Source organism: Burkholderia sp. FW306-1C-G01B, from assembly GCF_058781685.1.
The window spans coordinates 71834-88377 of record NZ_JBYSWZ010000004.1; the positions used below are offsets into that span (position 1 = coordinate 71834).

A 16544-nucleotide genomic window follows, 5' to 3' on the forward strand; every position below is an offset into this window, starting at 1 on the left:
GTGGCTACCCGGACCGGCACGACGCGCAGCGGCTGCACCGGCCGTCCCGGGCAGCGTGGCTTCACGCTGATCGAGATGGTGATCACGCTCGCGCTCGTGGCGATACTCGCGCTCGCGGTCATGCCGTTTTCCGAGCTGGTCGTGCAGCGCCAGAAGGAGCACGAGCTGGGCGCCGCGTTGCGCGAGATCCGCACCGCGCTCGACGCGTACAAGGACGCAAGCGATGCGGGCCAGATCGAGAAGGAAGCGGAAGCGTCCGGTTATCCGCCGTCGCTGACCGTGCTGGTGACCGGCGTGAAGAACGCCCGGGATCCGAAGGGCGGCCTGCTGATGTTCCTGCGTCGGGTGCCGCGCGATCCGTTTTTCGCCGGCGATCCCGACACGCCCGCCGAGGAGACCTGGGACGTGCGCGCCTACGGCACGCCGCTGGATCCTGCGGCCGGCGAACCATCCGGGAGCACCGAAGCCGGCAAGGACGTGTTCGACGTGACGTCGAAATCCGCGGGCGTCGGCATCAACGGCATCCCGTACAAACAATGGTGACGGTGCAACATGAAACACGCTCGCACGCGCAGGTCCCGCGGATTCACGCTGATCGAGATCGTGGTCGTGATGGCCATCATCGGCCTGCTCCTGACGTTGGCCGTGCCGCGCTACATGCACAGCATCGAGCGCGGAAAGGAACAGGTCCGGCAGCAGAACATCGCGGTGATGCGCAATGCGATCGACCAATACTACGGCGACAACGGCCAGTACCCGGAGACGCTCGACGAACTGGTCGCGAAGCACTATCTGCGTTCGGTCCCGCTCGATCCGGTGAATGGCGACGACAAATGGGCGGCGGTCGCGTCGCCGGACGAGTCGAAGCCGGGCGTCTACGACGTGGCGCCCGCGAGCAGCCCGCAGGGTGCGCCGCCGAGCGCGACCGGAGCGGCGAAATGAGCCGGGATGGCCAGGCGGCACGCGACAGCGCGCACGCGCGCGCGATGCGCGGCCGCCCGCGTGCCGCGCGTCAGCGCGGGCTCGTGCTGCTGGCGCTGCTGATCGCACTGATGCTGATGTCGATCGCACTGGCAGGGGCGCTGGATGTCTGGTCGCTGCAACGGCGCCGCGAGGACGAGCGGCAACTGCTGTTCGCCGGCGATCAGTACCGCAAGGCGATCATCCGCTACTACGGTCTGGCGCGCGCGTACCCGCAAACCGTCGACGACCTGCTGGACGACAACCGGTTCGTCAAGCCGATGCATCATCTGCGCCGCGCGTATCGGGATCCGATTACCGGACAGAACGACTGGGCGTTCCTGTGGCGGGGCGATCGTTTCTATGGCGTATTCAGCGCCTCGGATCAGGCGACGGTCAAGCGGGCGGGATTCCCGCTGCGATACATGGACTTCGAGGGCGAGAAGACCTACCGCAAGTGGAAGTTTCTGTACCTCGCGCCCGGCCTCAGCCCGCCGGCCAGCGACGCGGCCCCGGTGTCCGCGGCCGCGCCTGCCCAGGCGGCGAGCTTCCCGAGCCTGTCCGGGTTCGCGGGCGGCTACCTGCCGGGGCGGGCGCCGTCTGGCCTGCATTGACGGGCGACCGGTCGCCGCGCGCCGCCGGCGTGCGCGTAAAAAAAGCGCGATGCCCGCACTGGGCATCGCGCACAAACCGGCGTGGAGCGCCGACGAATGAACGGTGATGAAGAAAGGGACGCCCGGCTAGGGACGCCCGGCTAGGGCGCAAGCCCCCTCGCACGAAGCGGTCAGGCCTTCGCGAGCTTGATGCTGGTCTGCTCGGCCGTCAGGTAGCCGACGCTGGCGCCGAAGCGGTCCTTGAAGTTCGCGCGCACGAGCGGGTCGAGCGTCGGCTTGACCTTGTCGTGCAGCGGCGTTTCCCAGTCGCCCGCGTGCTGGAAGTTGCTCATGACGTACGTCCAGCCGTTGATCTCGTCGACCGCGTGCAGGCCCGTCGATTCGGCGCCGGCCGGGCACGACAGCACGCGCACGAGCGACTTCGTGTCGACGTTGTAGGCCCACAGGAAGTTGTTCACGTGCATGCCCGAATCTTCGCCGATGAAGAGCGTGCGCAGCTTCTCGGAGAACTTCAGGTTGTCCGGGTTCGCGATCTTGTCCGGGTTCGCGAGGTTGCCGAGCCCGTCGGCCGCGGCGAGATCCTCGCCGACGAGCGCGGCCGGCGCGCCCATGTCGACCGGCACCCATTCGCTGTCGATCGCGCCGCCCGTCGTGTCGCGCTGGCTGCCCTTCAGGTTCAGCGCGTAGACGGCGCCCGCGGCGATCTTCTTGTCGACCGCGACGTCGCGCGACACCGCGTTGCCCTTGACCATCGACGTCTCGATCCGCGACATCGCCGTGTAGACGATCTTGTCCTTCGCGTTCACGGTCGTGCCTTCGAGCTTCGTGAACGCCATGCTGCCGCCGAGCAGCGCCGCATAACGGTGCGTCTCGAGGAAGGCGGCCGCCTTCTCCATCCCCGGTTTCACGCGCATCCAGTTGAACTTGCCGCCGAAGTGGATCTTCGTGTAGCTCGCATCGTTCGGGTCGGTGGTCGTCAGGTCCATGATGTCCGACGCCTTCAGCGTGTTCGCGAGCGCTTCGATCTCGCTGCTCGTCGCGTGGCCGATCCTGATCCACGTAAGCGTCGCCGTGCCCGCGCCGGCGGACGACGTCTGCGCCCACTTCGCGACGTACAGCGTGCCGGCCGACAGGTCGGCCGCCTTGTCGGCGACGAACATGAACAGGCCGCCGTTGGTTGCGTCGTCACCCATCATCACGGTGCGCTGGTCCGGCATCACCTGGATCAGCTCGTGCGAGATGCGGCCGAGGCAGTAGTGCTTCTTCACGGTGCCCGTGCCGTCCGCGTTCACGGTGATCTCGGGCAGGTGGCCGTAGTGGTAGGGGTTCGCCTTCGTCTCGTCGCCGAACGTATTCCTGCTGAACGCCTTGAACTGCGCGTCGGTCGCGGCCTTCGTCGCGTCCGGCTCGTACTCCTCGCTCGACAGGTGCGTGCCCCACGGCGACAGGCTCGCGCCGCAGGTGATCCACAGGCCGTGCGCCTTCGACGTGTCGACGTTGTGGTACTTGACGACCTTCAGCGCGCCGGTGGCCGGATCCTGGTCGAGCGTGAGCACCGCGATCGGCGACGGCAGCTGGCCGTACTGCGATGCGCTGGCCTGGTCGCGCGTCGTGTATTCGAACTGCACGACCGCGAACACCGTGTTGCCCTTCACGCCCGGCACGTTCGCGTTCTTCAGCGTGAGCAGCGAGCTGCCGTCCGGGCAGTCGGAATAGAACTGGCGCTCCTTGCCGGCTACCGAACGATCGATGATCGGCTGGTTGTTGATGTCGTAGTAGCCGCCCGCGAGCGTCGTGCCGCCCTTGCCGTCCGGCACCATGTCGCCCGTCACGAAGAACGGCCGGTACGCGAGCTTGAAGTTGCGTGACGAACCGTCCGAGAACGACACCGACAGCGTCGAGCCGACCGTCGTCGTGGCCATCGCGGCCGCGTTGTCGAGCGTGGGTGCGGCCATCGACGAGAACGTCGCCGACGTATACGCGGCGGCGACCGGCGTCGACGTCGGATTGTCGTCGCCGCCGCAACCCGTCAGCAGGGCCGGCAGCGCGAGGCCGGAAAGGGGAAGCATCGGCGCGCCGGCGAGGATCTTCAGGGCCTGACGACGAGCGGCATTGGGCAACGCGGGCATGTGGAGTCCAGTTTCAGTTGTTGGAAGAATGGCCTTCGCGAAGCGAAAGCAGGCGTTCGGCAAGCTTCGCGAAGGCAAAGTGAAAACTGGACGGAAGTGTAATGACGCTCGATGAAAGTTTTTTGAATTGAAAACGTAATGCCGGGTCGGGCGTTCGTCAGGCGCTCAATCGCGTTCGGGCGTCGCCGAGATCCGGTGGATCGACAGGTCCGCGCCGTCGAATTCGGCTTCGCGGTCGAGGCGCAGCCCGACGGTCGCCTTCAGCGCGCCGTAGACGAGCGTGCCGCCGGCGGTGGCGATCGCGATGCCGCCGAGCGTGCCGACGAGCTGCGACAGGAACGATACGCCGCCGAGACCGCCGAGCGCGGGCAGGCCGAACACGCCGGCCGCGAGGCCGCCGAGCGCGCCGCACATCCCGTGCAGCGGCCACACGCCGAGCACGTCGTCGATGCGCCACTTGTTCTGCACGCAGGTGAACATCGCGACGAACAGCGCGCCGGCCGCCGCGCCCGTGACGAGCGCGCCGATCGGGTGCATCACGTCGGAGCCCGCGCACACCGCGACGAGGCCCGCGAGCGGCCCGTTGTACGTGAAGCCCGGGTCGTTGCGGCCCGCCATCCATGCGGCGAGCGTGCCGCCGACCATCGCCATCAGCGAGTTCACGGCGACGAGGCCGCTGATCTTGTCGAGCGTCTGCGCGCTCATCACGTTGAAGCCGAACCAGCCGACCGCGAGCACCCATGCGCCGAGCGCGAGGAACGGGATGTTCGACGGCGGGTGCGCGGCGATCCGGCCATCCTTCGCATAACGACCGTGGCGCGCGCCGAGCAGCAGCACCGCCGGCAGCGCGACCCAGCCGCCGAACGCATGCACGACGACCGAGCCCGCGAAATCGTGGAACGGCGCACCGAACGCGTGCGTGAGCCAGGCCTGCACGCCGTAGCGTTCGTTCCATGCGATCCCTTCGAAGAACGGATAGATGAAGCCGACGATGATCAGCGTTGCGACGAGCTGCGGATTGAACTTCGCGCGCTCGGCGATGCCGCCGGACACGATCGCGGGAATGGCCGCAGCGAAGGTCAGCAGGAAGAAGAAGCGCACGAGCGCGTAGCCGTTGTGCTGCGACAGCGTGCCGATGTCGTCGAAGAATTCGACGCCGTAAGCGATCGTGTAGCCGATGAGGAAGTACGCGAGTGTCGACACCGAGAAGTCGACCAGGATCTTCACGAGCGCGTTGACCTGGTTCTTCTTGCGGACCGTGCCGAGTTCGAGAAATGCGAAGCCCGCGTGCATCGCGAGCACCATGACGGCGCCGATCAACAGGAACAGTGTGTCGACGCCGGATTTCAGACCATCCATGCCGTGGCTTCCTTGCGCAAAAAACGGGCGAGGAACGCAAGTATCGAGCCAACTTGGTGAGAGATTGCGTGGAATTGGTGCTCTGGCACCACGTGGCGGGGCATTTCGGTGAATCGCGCCCGGTATTGACGCACGCACGATGCGGGCCGGGGCCGCATCGTGCGCACATATGTGGTGCGGCTAGTGCGAAGCTGGTGCGAATGAGTGCGGCGTGGTGCGTCGACGTATGCCGTTCCGCACCGCTCTGGCGCGTCAGTGGCGCACGAACAGTTCGCGTGGCCGGCGCAGCCGCAGTGCGCACGCCGACCAGTACGCGGCGACGGTCGTCAGCCCGAGCGCGGCGAACGAGAGCGCCGCGAAGCCCGCGAGCGACTGGCCGTTGCCGTCGGGGCCGAGGATGCCTTGCGCGACGATCAGCGCGGCCGTCCAGAAGCCGATCACGGCCTGCGTGAGCAGGCGCGCGGACGCGACGCGGCGCGAGCGTCCTGCTTCGGCCAGGCGGCGCGCCGACGGCGGGCGCAGGCACAGGAACAGGGTGGCGGCGAGCAGCGCGGCCAGGGCGATGAACCAGTCGACGAGGAAAGCCATGAGGGAAAAGGGGACACGCATGAAGCGGATAGAAGCGTGCCCACTTTAGTGGCGTAGCGCCCGCGATTGAATCGGACGAGTCCGAAATTGAAAGGCATTTTTAATCACGGGTCGTCATTGGGCCTGTTCAACAGGCGGTATCATCGACGTCGGTCCAACCACGAGGCCGTGCGACGCACGGCCGGAGATTGCTGATGAACATGAAGACATCGCGGGCGCGTCGCGCGCCCGGGTTCGCGCTGGCGGCCGTGGCTGTCGGTGCGCTGCTGTTGCTCGCGGGCTGCGAGAAGTCCGGCACGCCGGTCGCCCAACCGGATACGGCCGCGAGCGCGGCCGCCGATGCCGCGAACAACGCGGCAAAGGCGCTCGACCAGGTCGCGAGCACCGTCAACCAGCAGCTCAACGCCGCGAAGGCCGGCATCGCGTCCGCGGCATCGGCCGTGCCGCCGCTGTCCGCGAGCGGCCTCGCGTCCGCCGCGCAGGCGCAGATCGACGCGGCGGCTTCCGCGGTCGTCGCGCATGCGGCTTCCGAAGCTGGAGCGAAGATCGCGGAAGCCGGCAAGAAGCTCCAGCAATGGAGCCAGAACGCGTCGGGCGCGAAGCCCGCAAGCGGAGAATGATGCGGGCTTGCATGATCCGCAAAATGTAATTATCATGGTTACACATTGTCGCCGGCTGCGTGTCCGGGCCGGCGTCGCCGAGTGAGTGAGGAATGAATACCAGCAGCCGGTTCGCGTTTGCCGTCCACGTGCTCGCCTTGCTGTCGATGCAGGAAGGCGCGCCGCTGTCGTCCGACATCATCGCGGGCAGCGTGAACACGAATCCGGCGCTGATCCGCCGGTTGCTGTCGATGCTGGCGGCCGCGGGGCTGACCACGTCGCAGCTCGGTGCGGGCGGCGGCGCGCTGCTGGCGCGCGAGCCTGGGGAGATCACGCTGCTCGACGTGTATCGCGCGGTCGACGATGCCCAATTGTTCGCGCTGCACCGCGAGGCGCCGAATCCCGCGTGTCTCGTCGGGCGGCACATCCAGGGCGTGCTGATCGACTACATCGGCGACGCGCAGCGCGCGATGGAGGCATCGCTCGCCACGCGCACGCTTGCCGACGTAACGGCCGACGTGCTGGATTCGGAGCAGCGCAAGCAACACGCGGGGCGCGCCGGCGGGTGAGCGGCGGCAGGCAGGGCAGGAGGCCGGGCGGCGCGTGGGCGCGGCGATCGGCGCAACGGGGGATTCGCCCCGTTTTTTTCGGTCTTATATGTAATTAATTGTGTTACATATTTTTCTTTGTGGAGAATCGATATGACGCAACGTTCCTTGAATATCGCGCTGTTCGGCGCCACCGGCACGATCGGCTCGCGCATCGCCGCGGAAGCCGCACGGCGCGGCCATCGCGTGACCGCGCTGTCGCGCAATCCCGGCGCGGCCAGCGACGGCGTCACCGCGAAAGCGGCCGACCTGTTCGACGCGGCCAGCATCGCGGCTGCGCTGCCGGGCCATGACGTCGTCGCGAGCGCGTACGGCCCGAAGCAGGACGATGCGGCGAAGGTCGTCGCGGCCGCGAAGGCGCTGGTCGCCGGCACGCGTCAGGCGGGCCTGAAGCGGCTCGTCGTGGTGGGCGGCGCCGGTTCGCTCGAAGTCGCGCCCGGCAAGCAACTCGTCGATAGCGAAGGCTTCCCGGAAGCGTACAAGGCGGTCGCGCTCGCGCACCGCGATGCGCTCGACTACCTGAAGACGGTCGGCGATCTCGACTGGACGTTCTTCGCGCCGGCCGCGCTGATCGCACCGGGCGAGCGGACGGGCACGTTCCGCACCGGCGTCGGCAAGCTGATCGCGGACGCGCAGGGCAACAGCAAGATCTCGGCGGAAGACTACGCGGTCGCGTTCGTCGACGCGCTCGAACAAGGCAGCTTCGTGCGCGAGATCGCGACGGTCGCGTATTGAGCGGCGTAGCGGCCGGTGCCGCATGAGCGCCGGCCTGGCCCGGGCGCGGCACGCGAGCCGCAACGGGCGGTGCATGAGGCGATTCCAGCTTGACGGGTGGAATCGCCTTTTTCGTTTGGAGGAGGGTATGTCCGCGCGATCGCGCGCGCGGCGGATTCACGCGTACCGGATTGGTATTTATACCGGTCGACGCGGCGAGGTGGTTTTCATATTGTTCCCCGTTATGCAGAATGCATAGAATAAATTTCTATCTACGAGGGACTGGAGAAATGGACGCCATCGATCGCAAGCTGCTGGAGCTGTTGCAGGCGGATGCCACGCTGCCGATCGCGGAACTGGCGCAGCGCGTGAACCTGTCGCAGACGCCGTGCTGGAAGCGCGTGCAGCGGCTGAAGGAAACCGGCGCGATTCGCGCGCAGGTTGCGCTGTGCGATCCGCGCAAGCTCGGGGTCGGCACGACCGTGTTCGTCGCGATCCGCACGAACCAGCACACCGAGGAATGGGCGCAGCGTTTCACGCAGGCTGTGCGCGACATGCCGGAAGTCGTCGAGGTTTACCGGATGAGCGGCGAGACCGATTACCTGCTGCGCGTCGTCGTTGCCGGCATCGACGATTACGACCGCGTCTACAAGCAGCTGATTCGTGCGGTGCCGCTGTTCGACGTCAGCTCGTCGTTCGCGATGGAGCAGATCAAGTATTCGACCGCGCTGCCCGTGCGCGATCATGCGGAGCCGGCTTGACGCACTGACGCACTGCAGACGCGGCGCCGTTGCGGATCGCGCGGCCGGCGCGGGTTCAGCGGCCGCGCGCCAGTGCGCGCGCACGTTCGTCGGCCAGCGCGTCGCGGCGCACGAAATCCGCGACGAACGGGCTGGCCGGATGGTGATGCAGCGCATACGGCGTGTCCCATTGCGCGAGCTGGCCGTCCTTCATCACGCCGATCCGGTCGGCGATCGCGAACGCTTCGGCCTGGTTGTGCGTGACGAGGATCGCGGTGTGGCCGGTGCGCTTCAGGATGTCGCGCAGTTCGAACGCGAGCCGCTCGCGCGTATCGACGTCGAGATTCGAGAACGGCTCGTCGAGCAGCAGCAGCTCCGGCGACGGCGCGAGCGCGCGCGCGAGTGCGATGCGCTGCTGCTGGCCGCCCGACAGTTCGTGCGGATAGGCGCCGCCGGATTCGGCGAGGCCGACGAGTTCGAGCATCTCCGCGACGCGCGCCCGGCGTTCGGCCTTCGGCATGCGCCGCAGGCCGAACGCGACGTTGTTGGCCGCGCTCAGGTGCGGGAACAGCGCATAGTCCTGGAACATCATGCCGATGCGCCGCCGCTCGGGCGGCACGTCGAGCGACGGCGCCGCGACGGGCGTGCCGTCCAGCACGATACGCCCCATGCGCACGGGCTCGAAGCCGGCGATCGCGCGCAGCACGGTGGTTTTTCCGCAGCCCGACGCGCCGAGCAGGCAGCCGATGTCGCCGCGCGGCAGCGCGAGGCTCAGCCCGTCGACCACCGTGCGGCGGCCTTGTGGCGTGTCGTAGGCGAGGCGGAGGTCATCGATTTCAAGCAGGTTCACGGGTTCAGGCTCCGATCTTGTGGCGGGTGCGGGCGAGCAGGATCACGGGCACGAGCCCGGCCAGCACGATCGCGAGCGCGGCGACCGCGCCTTCCTCATAGGTGCCGCGCGCGGCTTCCGCATACAGCCAGGTCGCGAGCGTGTCGAAATTCAGCGGACGCAGCAGCAGCGTCGCCGGCAGTTCCTTCATCGCGTCGACGAACACCAGTAGCGCGCTCGTCGTCAGCGCGGGCCGCAGCAGCGGCAGGTGCACGCGGCGCAGCGTGCCGCCGGCCGTCTCGCCGAGCGAGCGCGATGCCTGTTCGAGCGACGGCGGGATGCGCGCGAGGCCGGCCTCGATGCTGCCGGCCGGAATCGCGAGAAAGCGCACGGTGTACGCGATGACGAGCGCGGTCGCCGAGCCCATCAGCAGCAGTCCGTCGCGGCCGAGCACCGCGCCGAACAGCCGGTCGGCCGCCGCGAACGGGATCAGCAGGCCGATCGCGAGTACGGTGCCCGGCACCGCGTAGCCGAGGCTCGCGATCCGCGCACACACGCGGGCAGGGCCCGCGCGGGCGCTGTCGCGTTGCGCGCGTGCGGCCCACGCGACGACGAGCCCGCACGCGAGCGTCGCGGCGGTCGCGGCGGTGGCGATCGTCAGCGTGTTCGCGAGCCCCGTCATCAACTGCGCGGACACGCCGCCGACGAGATGCAGCCGCTTGCCGGTCTCGACCGCGAGATACGCGGCCGGCGCGCAGAAGCCGAGCAGTACGGGCAGCCAGCCGAACGCGGCGGCGCCCAACGCGGCCGCGCCCGTCAGGCGGCGCGGCGCGATCGGCCGCATGCGCCGGCCATGCGCGTAGCGCTGGCGGCGGCGTCCGTAGCGTTCGAGCACGATCATGCCGACGACGATCGCGAGCATCGCGAGCGCGATCTGCGCGGCGCCGGCGAGATCGGAGCGCGTGATCCACGTCGTATAGACGGATACGGTCAGCGTCTGCACGCCGAGGAATTCCGATGCGCCGATGTCGTTCAGCGTTTCGAGCAGCGCGAGGCTCACGCCGACCGCGATCGCCGGCCGCGCGAGCGGCACGACGACGCGCCAGAACGTCGCGACGCGCCCCGCGCCGAGCGTGCGCGCGGCTTCGAGCAGGCTCGCGGACTGCGTGACGAACATCGCGCGCGTGCTCAGGTACACATACGGATACAGCACGAAGCCGAGCACGAAGATCGCACCGGGCAGCGAGCGCAGGTCGGGCAGGCGGAACTGGCGCGGGCTGTCGAAGCCGAGCAGCCAGCGGAGCGTGCCCTGGACGGGGCCGATCGGGTGCAGCAGGTCGAGATACGCGAACGCGACGATATAGGTGGGGACCGCAAGCGGCAGCAGTAGCGCCCACGTCAGCATCCGGCGGCCGGGAAAGTCGTAGGCGGTGACGAGCCATGCGCAGCCCGTGCCGACGATCGACACGATCGCGCCGACGCCCGCGAGCAGCAGCAGCGTATTGACGAGCGCCTGCGGCAGCACGAATTCGGCGAGATGCCGCCAGTGCGCGAGATCGGCATCGAACGCGGCGGCCACGAGCACCGCGAGCGGCGCCGCGACCGCCGCGGCGATCGCCAGCGCCGCGAGCAGCCACAGGCTGCCCGCGCGCGGCCGCAGGCGCGGCCGGTACGGCTGGCGGCGCGCGCCGGCGGGCGATGCGTCAGTTGTCAAAGCCGACCTTGTCGACGAGCTGGCTCGCCTGCTTGCGGTGCTTCGCGATGTCCGCCAGCGGCAGCGGATCGACCTTCAGCGTGCCGAAGCTCGCGATCACCGGGTCGAGCTTCACGTTCGCGCGCACCGGGTATTCGTAGTTCGCCTGCGCATACAGCGCCTGCGCTTCCGGCGACACGAGGTATTCGAGCAGCTTCACCGCGTTGGCCTTGTGCGGCGCGTGCTTCGCGACCGTCGCGCCGCTGATGTTCACGTGCGTGCCGCCGCTCTTCGCGTTCGCGAACGTCGGTCGCACGACCTTGATCGCGTCGCCCCACTTGCGCGCATCGGTGCCCGGCTCGGCGTTCTTCATGTGGCCGACGTAGTACGCGTTCGCAAGGCCGACGTCGCAGATGCCGCCGAGGATGTCGCGCGCGACGTCGCGGTCGCCGCCCGTCGCCTTGCGCGCGAGGTTCGCCTTCACGCCGCGCAGCCACTTCTCGGTCGCGGCTTCGCCGTCGTGCGCGATCATCGCGGCGACGAGCGCCGTGTTGTACGGATGCTGGCCCGAGCGGATGCAGACCTTGCCCTTCCATTTCGGATCGGCGAGATCTTCGTAGCGGAACGCATCGACCTTCAGGTCCTTTTCGACGTACAGCACGCGGTCGCGCAGCGACAGTGCATACCAGTCGCCGTTCGCGCCCCGCAGGTTCGCGGGAATCGCGTCGTCGAGCGCCTTCGAGCGCACCGGCTGCGTGAGCCCGCCGTCGACGAGATCGAGCAGGTTGCCGACGTCGACCGTCATCAGCACGTCGGCCGGCGACTGCGCGCCTTCGGCCTTCACGCGCTCGAGCAGGCCGTCCTTCACGAACACCGTGTTGACCTTGACGCCGCTCTGCTTCGTGAACGCGTCGATGAGCGGCTGGATCAGCTTCGGCTCGCGGGTGGTGTACAGGCTCACTTCCTCGGCCGCATGGGCCAGCGGCGCGAATGCGGCGGCGGCAAGGGCGAGGGCGCCGGCGAGCGGCAGCAGGCGGGTGCGCGGATTCGACATGAAGACTCCGGTGGGGCAGGTGGACGAGGGGAGCGTTCCGGGGCGCGCCTGCCGCCCGAGCGATCCGGAACATTACATAATGAAAGACTCTGGATTCTAGATCGAAATGGGAACGATTATCAAATGAAAGCTTGCGGCAAGCGGTAGGGAAGGCGGGGTCGGGGATCGGAAACGTGACGTCGCGGCGGGGGCGCAAGCGCGTAGAATGCCCGCTTCGACGAATTTGACGGAATCGCCCCGACCATGAACGATCAGCGCAAGAAGAACCCTGTCCGCAACGTGAGCATCCTGATCGTCGTGGCCGTGCTGCTCGTGATCGGGACGATCCTGTACAACGCGATTTCGCAGAAACACGCGTACGACGAGGCCCATCCGGCCGAGGCGACGAGCGCGGCATCGCATTGACGTGCCGGTGCGCGGCCCGCTCGGGCCGCGTACGTCCGTGCAATGCTGAAGGGAGAGGCTCGCAGCTTCCCGCGTGGCAGTCGCCGCGCGGAGCCGGGAAAGAAGCGGGTGCCGAAACTGGCGCGCCGCGCAGGCAGGTCAGCCGTGCGTCAATGTGACGCAGGTGCGAACTTCGGGCGGATCCGCGCGTAGAACACGACCGCGAGCAGCGCGAGCCATGCCGCGCCGACATACAGCGCGACGCGCGTATCCTCGAACCAGCCGAGCATCACGATCACGAAACCCATGAATGCGATCGTCAGTGCCGGCGCCACCGGCCACAGCGGCACCTTGAACTTCAGCGCCGCGACTTCGGTGCTCGACAGGCGGCGGCGCATCGCAACCTGCGACAGCAGGATCATCAGCCACACCCACACCGTTGCGAACGTCGCGATCGCCGCGACCATCAGGAACACGTCCTTCGGCATCAGGTAGTTGAGCAGTACGCCGACGAGCAGTGCACCGGCCATCACGAGCACCGTGACCCACGGCACGCCGTGCCGCGACGTCGTCGTCAGCACGCGCGGCGCCTGGCCCTGCCGCGCCATCCCGAACATCATCCGGCCCGCGCCGAAAATATCGCTATTGATCGCCGAGATCGCCGCGCTGATCACGACCAGGTTGAGAATCGTCGCGGCCGATTTCACGCCGAGCGCCGAGAAGATCTGCACGAACGGGCTGCCGTCGCCGCCGACGCCCGTCCACGGGCTGATCGACATCAGCACGACCATCGTCAGCACGTAGAACAGCAGGATGCGCGCGGGCACCGCGTTGATCGCGCGCGGAATCACGCGCTCCGGGTCCTTCGCCTCGCCGGCGCTCATCCCGATCACCTCGATCCCGCCGTACGCGAAGATCACGACCGACAGCGACGCGATCAGCCCGCCGATACCGTTCGGCAAGAAGCCGCCATGGTTCCACAGGTTCGCGAACGTCGGCACGTCGGCCGAATGGCCGAAGTGCATGCCGGTCAAGAGGATCGCGACGCCGCCGCCGATCATCGCGACGATCGCGCCGACCTTGATGATCGACAGCCAGAATTCGAGCTCGCCGAACACCTTCACGTGGCACAGGTTCAGCCCGCAGATGATCGCGACGACCGCGAGCACCCAGATCCATTGCGGGACATCCGGAAACCAGAAGCCCATGTAGATGCCGAACGCGGTGATGTCGGCGATCGCGACGATCACCATTTCGAGCGTGTAGGTCCAGCCCGTGACGAATCCCGCGAACGGGCCGAGGTTCTCGGTCGCGTAGTGGCCGAACGAGCCGGCGACGGGTTCGCGCACGGCCATCTCGCCGAGCGCGCGCATCACCATGTAGACGGCCGCGCCGCCGAGGATATACGCCAGGATCACGGCCGGGCCCGCGAGCTGAATCGCGGACGCCGAACCGTAGAACAGGCCCGTGCCGATCGCCGAGCCCAGCGCGAGAAAGCGGATGTGCCGCGCGCTCAGGTGGCGCTGCAAGTTTTTCATCGAGTCTCCGATATCGTTATGCGACGGACCGGGCGAGCGAGACCGGTCCGACTGCGTCAAGTTGTATATACAACTTGAACGTGAACGAATGATAACAAGCCGGGCCCGGTAACCGGAATCGGGTATTCCCTGACTGGCGCGACGCGCGGAATAGGGCGTGGGGCGGTCGCGCGGCGGATGCGCGGGCCGCGTGGAGCGGGTGGGTCATGCTTCGGGGTTCGTTGAATCGGGGAACGCCGGCGGCCGGGCCGCGGCGTGCGCGGGCCGGCCGCCGGCGGGAACGGTCGGGCAGGGTCAGGCGGGCAGGCGGATCACGCTCGCATCCTTGCGGATCAGCAGCGACGACGCGAGCATCTGCTTGCACTGGTGCGCGAGCACCTTCAGGTCGTGCGTAAGTTCGGCGCCGACCGCAGCGGATTTTTCCGCGGACACGACCATCGCGTCGAGGTCGCGCGTGATCTGCTTCGACGCTTCGAGCTGATCGGCGGGCGGCGGCTCGCCGGCCTCGGCCTTCTCGAGATTGTCGAGCACGGCCGCGAGGCCGCGCTGCAGCGCGTCGTCGTGGACGAGGCCACCGTCAGTCGAGCACGCGTTGCGGATCAGCGGCGCGGCGGCCGTGATCTGCGCACCGAGCACGTGCGTCTGCACGAGCAGGTCGTTCAGCTCGGGCACGAAACGCTGGTGCGCCTTCGGCTCGATCATCATCCGCTGGAACGCCTGCCCGAGGTTCGCGAACGCGATATGCACGTCCTTGCGCGCGAGGCGGTAGCGGTAGTCGTCGTCGAGGCTCGTGGCCGGCGTCTCGACCGCCGCGGCGATGACCGGCACCACGGCCGCGCCGTCGGCGGTGGTCACGGGCGGCGGCGACACACCGCGCCCGACGCGCCACACGGCCTCGAAATACTTGCGGGTCGCCGTGAGCATGTCGGCGACCTGCTTGCCCATCAGCCGGTATTCCCAGTACGGGAACAGCCGGCTCGCGGCGATCGCGATCATGCAGCCGACCACGGTGTCGATCGCGCGCTCGCCGATGATCCGCATGCTGCCCGGCGCGAGCAGGTGGAACATCAGCAGCACGTACGACGACGTGAATACGACGCTCGCCGCGTAATTGAACAGCAGCAGGCTGTAGCTCATCACCATCGACCCGAACATGATCGCGATCAGCAGGTGCGGCTCCTTCACCGTGTAGATCAGCGCGATGCTCGCCGCGCAGCCGATCAGCGTGCCGACGATACGCTGCGCATTGCGCTGCTTGGTCAGCGAATAGCCGGGCTTCAGGATGATGATGGTCGTCATCACGATCCAGTACGCGTTCGTGAGCGGCAGCAGCCGGCCGAGCCAGAAGCCGACCGCCACCGCGATCGTCACGCGCAGCGCGTGGCGCAAGCTCGGCGAGCTCATGTTCAGGTTCGAGAAGATCAGCAACGGCGACATCCGGCGGCGCTGCAGGAAGCGCGTGAGCGCCTTGTCGATCTTCAGTTCGGTTTGCTGCGGATCGGCGTGGCCCGACAGGTTGCGGCGCATCCGTTCGATCAGGCGCGTCGCGCTCCAGATGCGCCGGAACGTCGCGAGCACGGCCGCATACGCTTCCGCGTTGGTGGCCGCGAAGTTCTTCTTGCGCATCAGCTCGATCTCGTACTCGATCGCGCGCAGTTCGGCTTTCACGCTGATCCGCGAATGCGGCGCGCGGTTTTCGAGCACCGCGAGGCCGATCTCCTCGAGATCGGCGGCCGCCTTGCGGATCAGGTCGCGGTAGAAAATGATCAGATCCGAGCCGCCGAACGTGTTGCGCACGAGCGGGTAGTCGGTGTGCGCGCCGACGAACAGCTCGTGCAGGTCGACGCTGTTGATGAACAGGTTGTACATCGTCGTGCGGCCGGGATCGAGCTTGCCGCGCCGCAGCTTCGGCAGGTTGCGCAGCACGATGTCGCGCGCGGTTTCCTGCGTTTCGACCGCGGTGATCTGCCGCGCGACGAGATTGCGGTAGCACTCGTCGAGATCGGCATCGAGGTCGTAGAACTGCGCGCGCGCGAGCAGGTAGTCGGCGCACGCGAACAGGCTTTCGGCCAGCGCCTGCTGCTCGATCCGGCGCGCCTGCCAGCGCGACACGAGCGTGGCCCAGTACGTATACCAGAGGCCGCCCGCGAGAATCCAGCCGGCGTTGACGAACGCCTGCAGCGGCGTGAATTGCTCCTCGAGCGTCATCACCATCATGAACAGCGTCGCGAAGCTGATCTGCGGCCAGCGGTTGCCGTAGACGACGATCAGCGACAGCACGAACGTGAGCGGCACGATCGTGAGCCACAGCGCGAAGATGTTCGGTGTCGCGAGGCCGGTGGCGAGCGCGGCCAGGAAGCCGATCACGCTGCACGCGAGCATTTCGTTGTGCTTGTACTTGAGCGGGCCCGGCATGTCGACGACGCATGCGCCGAGCGCGCCCGTCGAGATCGTGAAGCCGAGCTCCCGGTTGTGAAACACGATCAGGCACAGCACGGCCGGCAGCGAAACGCCGACCGCGATCCGCAGGCCGCCGAAAAAGTACTGGCTGTAGAGAAACTTTCTGATTTCGACCGAATAGCGCATCGATGGGCTGAATGGCAGACGAAGAGGCCCGGGGGCGGCGTATTTGACTGGCGACGAGTCTATCGTATTTCGCGGTCCGCAAAACCTGGCTTTCCGGCCGAGGCTCGCGGCGGCGGCCCATTTGCTATCCTTGGGGACCCTGTTCGCCC

Annotated in this window: 16 protein-coding genes; 8 read left to right on the top strand and 8 right to left on the bottom strand. The window is 67.7% G+C overall.

Annotation, left to right across the window (positions count from 1 at the left end):
- From AC3WLY_RS09860 to AC3WLY_RS09870, 3 genes are read left to right on the top strand one after another with little or no spacing between them, the layout of a single operon-like run.
- Nucleotides 1–543: a type II secretion system protein gene (locus AC3WLY_RS09860; RefSeq protein ID WP_175962366.1), complete on the top strand. Its 543-nt coding sequence runs from the start codon at nt 1–3 to the stop codon at nt 541–543.
- Nucleotides 544–552: 9 nt separating this feature from the next.
- Nucleotides 553–942: a prepilin-type N-terminal cleavage/methylation domain-containing protein gene (locus AC3WLY_RS09865; protein ID WP_310135114.1), complete on the top strand. Its 390-nt coding sequence runs from the start codon at nt 553–555 to the stop codon at nt 940–942.
- On the top strand, nt 939–1574 hold the full coding sequence (locus AC3WLY_RS09870; RefSeq protein WP_425133363.1) for a type II secretion system protein: 636 nt from the start codon (nt 939–941) through the stop codon (nt 1572–1574). Before AC3WLY_RS09865 ends, AC3WLY_RS09870 begins: the two co-directional genes overlap by 4 nt.
- Nucleotides 1575–1744: 170 nt before the next feature.
- Here the strand turns inward: AC3WLY_RS09870 and AC3WLY_RS09875 are convergent, their stop codons facing one another.
- The 3 genes from AC3WLY_RS09875 to AC3WLY_RS09885 form a co-directional block, all read right to left on the bottom strand.
- Complete coding sequence (locus tag AC3WLY_RS09875; RefSeq protein ID WP_492308589.1) at nt 1745–3703, bottom strand: PhoX family protein; 1959 nt, start codon at nt 3701–3703, stop codon at nt 1745–1747.
- Nucleotides 3704–3868: 165 nt separating this feature from the next.
- Nucleotides 3869–5062, bottom strand: a complete 1194-nt coding sequence (locus AC3WLY_RS09880) for an ammonium transporter (protein WP_072435941.1) — start codon at nt 5060–5062, stop codon at nt 3869–3871.
- A gap of 252 nt (nt 5063–5314) precedes the next feature.
- A complete protein-coding gene (locus AC3WLY_RS09885) occupies nt 5315–5650 on the bottom strand; it encodes a hypothetical protein (protein WP_492308588.1) in 336 nt (111 codons plus the stop codon).
- 194 nt (nt 5651–5844) lie between these two features.
- Here AC3WLY_RS09885 and AC3WLY_RS09890 point away from each other — a divergent pair, with 194 nt between their 5' ends.
- The 4 genes from AC3WLY_RS09890 to AC3WLY_RS09905 all read left to right on the top strand — a co-directional run bounded on the left by AC3WLY_RS09890 (nt 5845) and on the right by AC3WLY_RS09905 (nt 8332).
- Nucleotides 5845–6270: a BCAL1086 family glycoprotein gene (locus AC3WLY_RS09890; protein ID WP_492308587.1), complete on the top strand. Its 426-nt coding sequence runs from the start codon at nt 5845–5847 to the stop codon at nt 6268–6270.
- A 92-nt stretch (nt 6271–6362) separates the two neighbouring features.
- Entirely contained in the window at nt 6363–6818 is a 456-nt protein-coding gene (locus AC3WLY_RS09895; protein ID WP_072435938.1) for an Rrf2 family transcriptional regulator, read from the top strand.
- A gap of 132 nt (nt 6819–6950) precedes the next feature.
- Entirely contained in the window at nt 6951–7592 is a 642-nt protein-coding gene (locus AC3WLY_RS09900; protein ID WP_492308586.1) for an NAD(P)-dependent oxidoreductase, read from the top strand.
- Between the two features lie 269 nt (nt 7593–7861).
- Entirely contained in the window at nt 7862–8332 is a 471-nt protein-coding gene (locus AC3WLY_RS09905; protein WP_034183166.1) for an Lrp/AsnC family transcriptional regulator, read from the top strand.
- Between the two features lie 55 nt (nt 8333–8387).
- On the opposite strand, the gene AC3WLY_RS09910 is transcribed toward AC3WLY_RS09905, so the two are convergent.
- The 3 genes from AC3WLY_RS09910 to AC3WLY_RS09920 are packed head-to-tail and all read right to left on the bottom strand — an operon-like array spanning nt 8388 to nt 11887.
- Nucleotides 8388–9161: an ABC transporter ATP-binding protein gene (locus AC3WLY_RS09910; protein ID WP_425133359.1), complete on the bottom strand. Its 774-nt coding sequence runs from the start codon at nt 9159–9161 to the stop codon at nt 8388–8390.
- A 4-nt stretch (nt 9162–9165) separates the two neighbouring features.
- On the bottom strand, nt 9166–10854 hold the full coding sequence (locus AC3WLY_RS09915; protein ID WP_492308585.1) for an ABC transporter permease: 1689 nt from the start codon (nt 10852–10854) through the stop codon (nt 9166–9168).
- Nucleotides 10844–11887: a Fe(3+) ABC transporter substrate-binding protein gene (locus AC3WLY_RS09920; RefSeq protein WP_174421301.1), complete on the bottom strand. Its 1044-nt coding sequence runs from the start codon at nt 11885–11887 to the stop codon at nt 10844–10846. The genes AC3WLY_RS09915 and AC3WLY_RS09920 overlap by 11 nt, the downstream gene beginning before the upstream one ends.
- A 243-nt stretch (nt 11888–12130) precedes the next feature.
- Between AC3WLY_RS09920 and AC3WLY_RS09925 the strand changes: the two genes are divergently transcribed.
- Nucleotides 12131–12292 (top strand): hypothetical protein, encoded by a 162-nt coding sequence (locus AC3WLY_RS09925; RefSeq protein ID WP_105390764.1) that lies wholly within the window; start codon nt 12131–12133, stop codon nt 12290–12292.
- A gap of 149 nt (nt 12293–12441) precedes the next feature.
- Here the strand turns inward: AC3WLY_RS09925 and AC3WLY_RS09930 are convergent, their stop codons facing one another.
- Together AC3WLY_RS09930 and AC3WLY_RS09935 are read right to left on the bottom strand one after the other, a co-directional pair.
- Nucleotides 12442–13809, bottom strand: a complete 1368-nt coding sequence (locus AC3WLY_RS09930) for an amino acid permease (protein WP_310135091.1) — start codon at nt 13807–13809, stop codon at nt 12442–12444.
- A gap of 294 nt (nt 13810–14103) precedes the next feature.
- The gene (locus AC3WLY_RS09935; protein WP_425133279.1) at nt 14104–16395 is read right to left on the bottom strand and encodes an FUSC family protein; all 2292 of its coding nucleotides are present in this window, start codon (nt 16393–16395) and stop codon (nt 14104–14106) included.
- Nucleotides 16396–16544 lie beyond the last annotated feature (149 nt).

Bases quoted from the DNA above. Each gene is read 5' to 3' on its own strand.
- AC3WLY_RS09865 (WP_310135114.1), top strand. From the start codon at position 553: ATGAAACACGCTCGCACGCGCAGGTCCCGCGGATTCACGCTGATCGAG.
- AC3WLY_RS09875 (WP_492308589.1), bottom strand. From the start codon at position 3,703: ATGCCCGCGTTGCCCAATGCCGCTCGTCGTCAGGCCCTGAAGATCCTC.
- AC3WLY_RS09900 (WP_492308586.1), top strand. From the start codon at position 6,951: ATGACGCAACGTTCCTTGAATATCGCGCTGTTCGGCGCCACCGGCACG.
- AC3WLY_RS09925 (WP_105390764.1), top strand. From the start codon at position 12,131: ATGAACGATCAGCGCAAGAAGAACCCTGTCCGCAACGTGAGCATCCTG.
- AC3WLY_RS09885 (WP_492308588.1), bottom strand. From the start codon at position 5,650: ATGGCTTTCCTCGTCGACTGGTTCATCGCCCTGGCCGCGCTGCTCGCC.
- AC3WLY_RS09895 (WP_072435938.1), top strand. From the start codon at position 6,363: ATGAATACCAGCAGCCGGTTCGCGTTTGCCGTCCACGTGCTCGCCTTG.
- AC3WLY_RS09890 (WP_492308587.1), top strand. From the start codon at position 5,845: ATGAACATGAAGACATCGCGGGCGCGTCGCGCGCCCGGGTTCGCGCTG.
- AC3WLY_RS09870 (WP_425133363.1), top strand. From the start codon at position 939: ATGAGCCGGGATGGCCAGGCGGCACGCGACAGCGCGCACGCGCGCGCG.
- AC3WLY_RS09935 (WP_425133279.1), bottom strand. From the start codon at position 16,395: ATGCGCTATTCGGTCGAAATCAGAAAGTTTCTCTACAGCCAGTACTTT.
- AC3WLY_RS09880 (WP_072435941.1), bottom strand. From the start codon at position 5,062: ATGGATGGTCTGAAATCCGGCGTCGACACACTGTTCCTGTTGATCGGC.
- AC3WLY_RS09920 (WP_174421301.1), bottom strand. From the start codon at position 11,887: ATGTCGAATCCGCGCACCCGCCTGCTGCCGCTCGCCGGCGCCCTCGCC.
- AC3WLY_RS09930 (WP_310135091.1), bottom strand. From the start codon at position 13,809: ATGAAAAACTTGCAGCGCCACCTGAGCGCGCGGCACATCCGCTTTCTC.
- AC3WLY_RS09905 (WP_034183166.1), top strand. From the start codon at position 7,862: ATGGACGCCATCGATCGCAAGCTGCTGGAGCTGTTGCAGGCGGATGCC.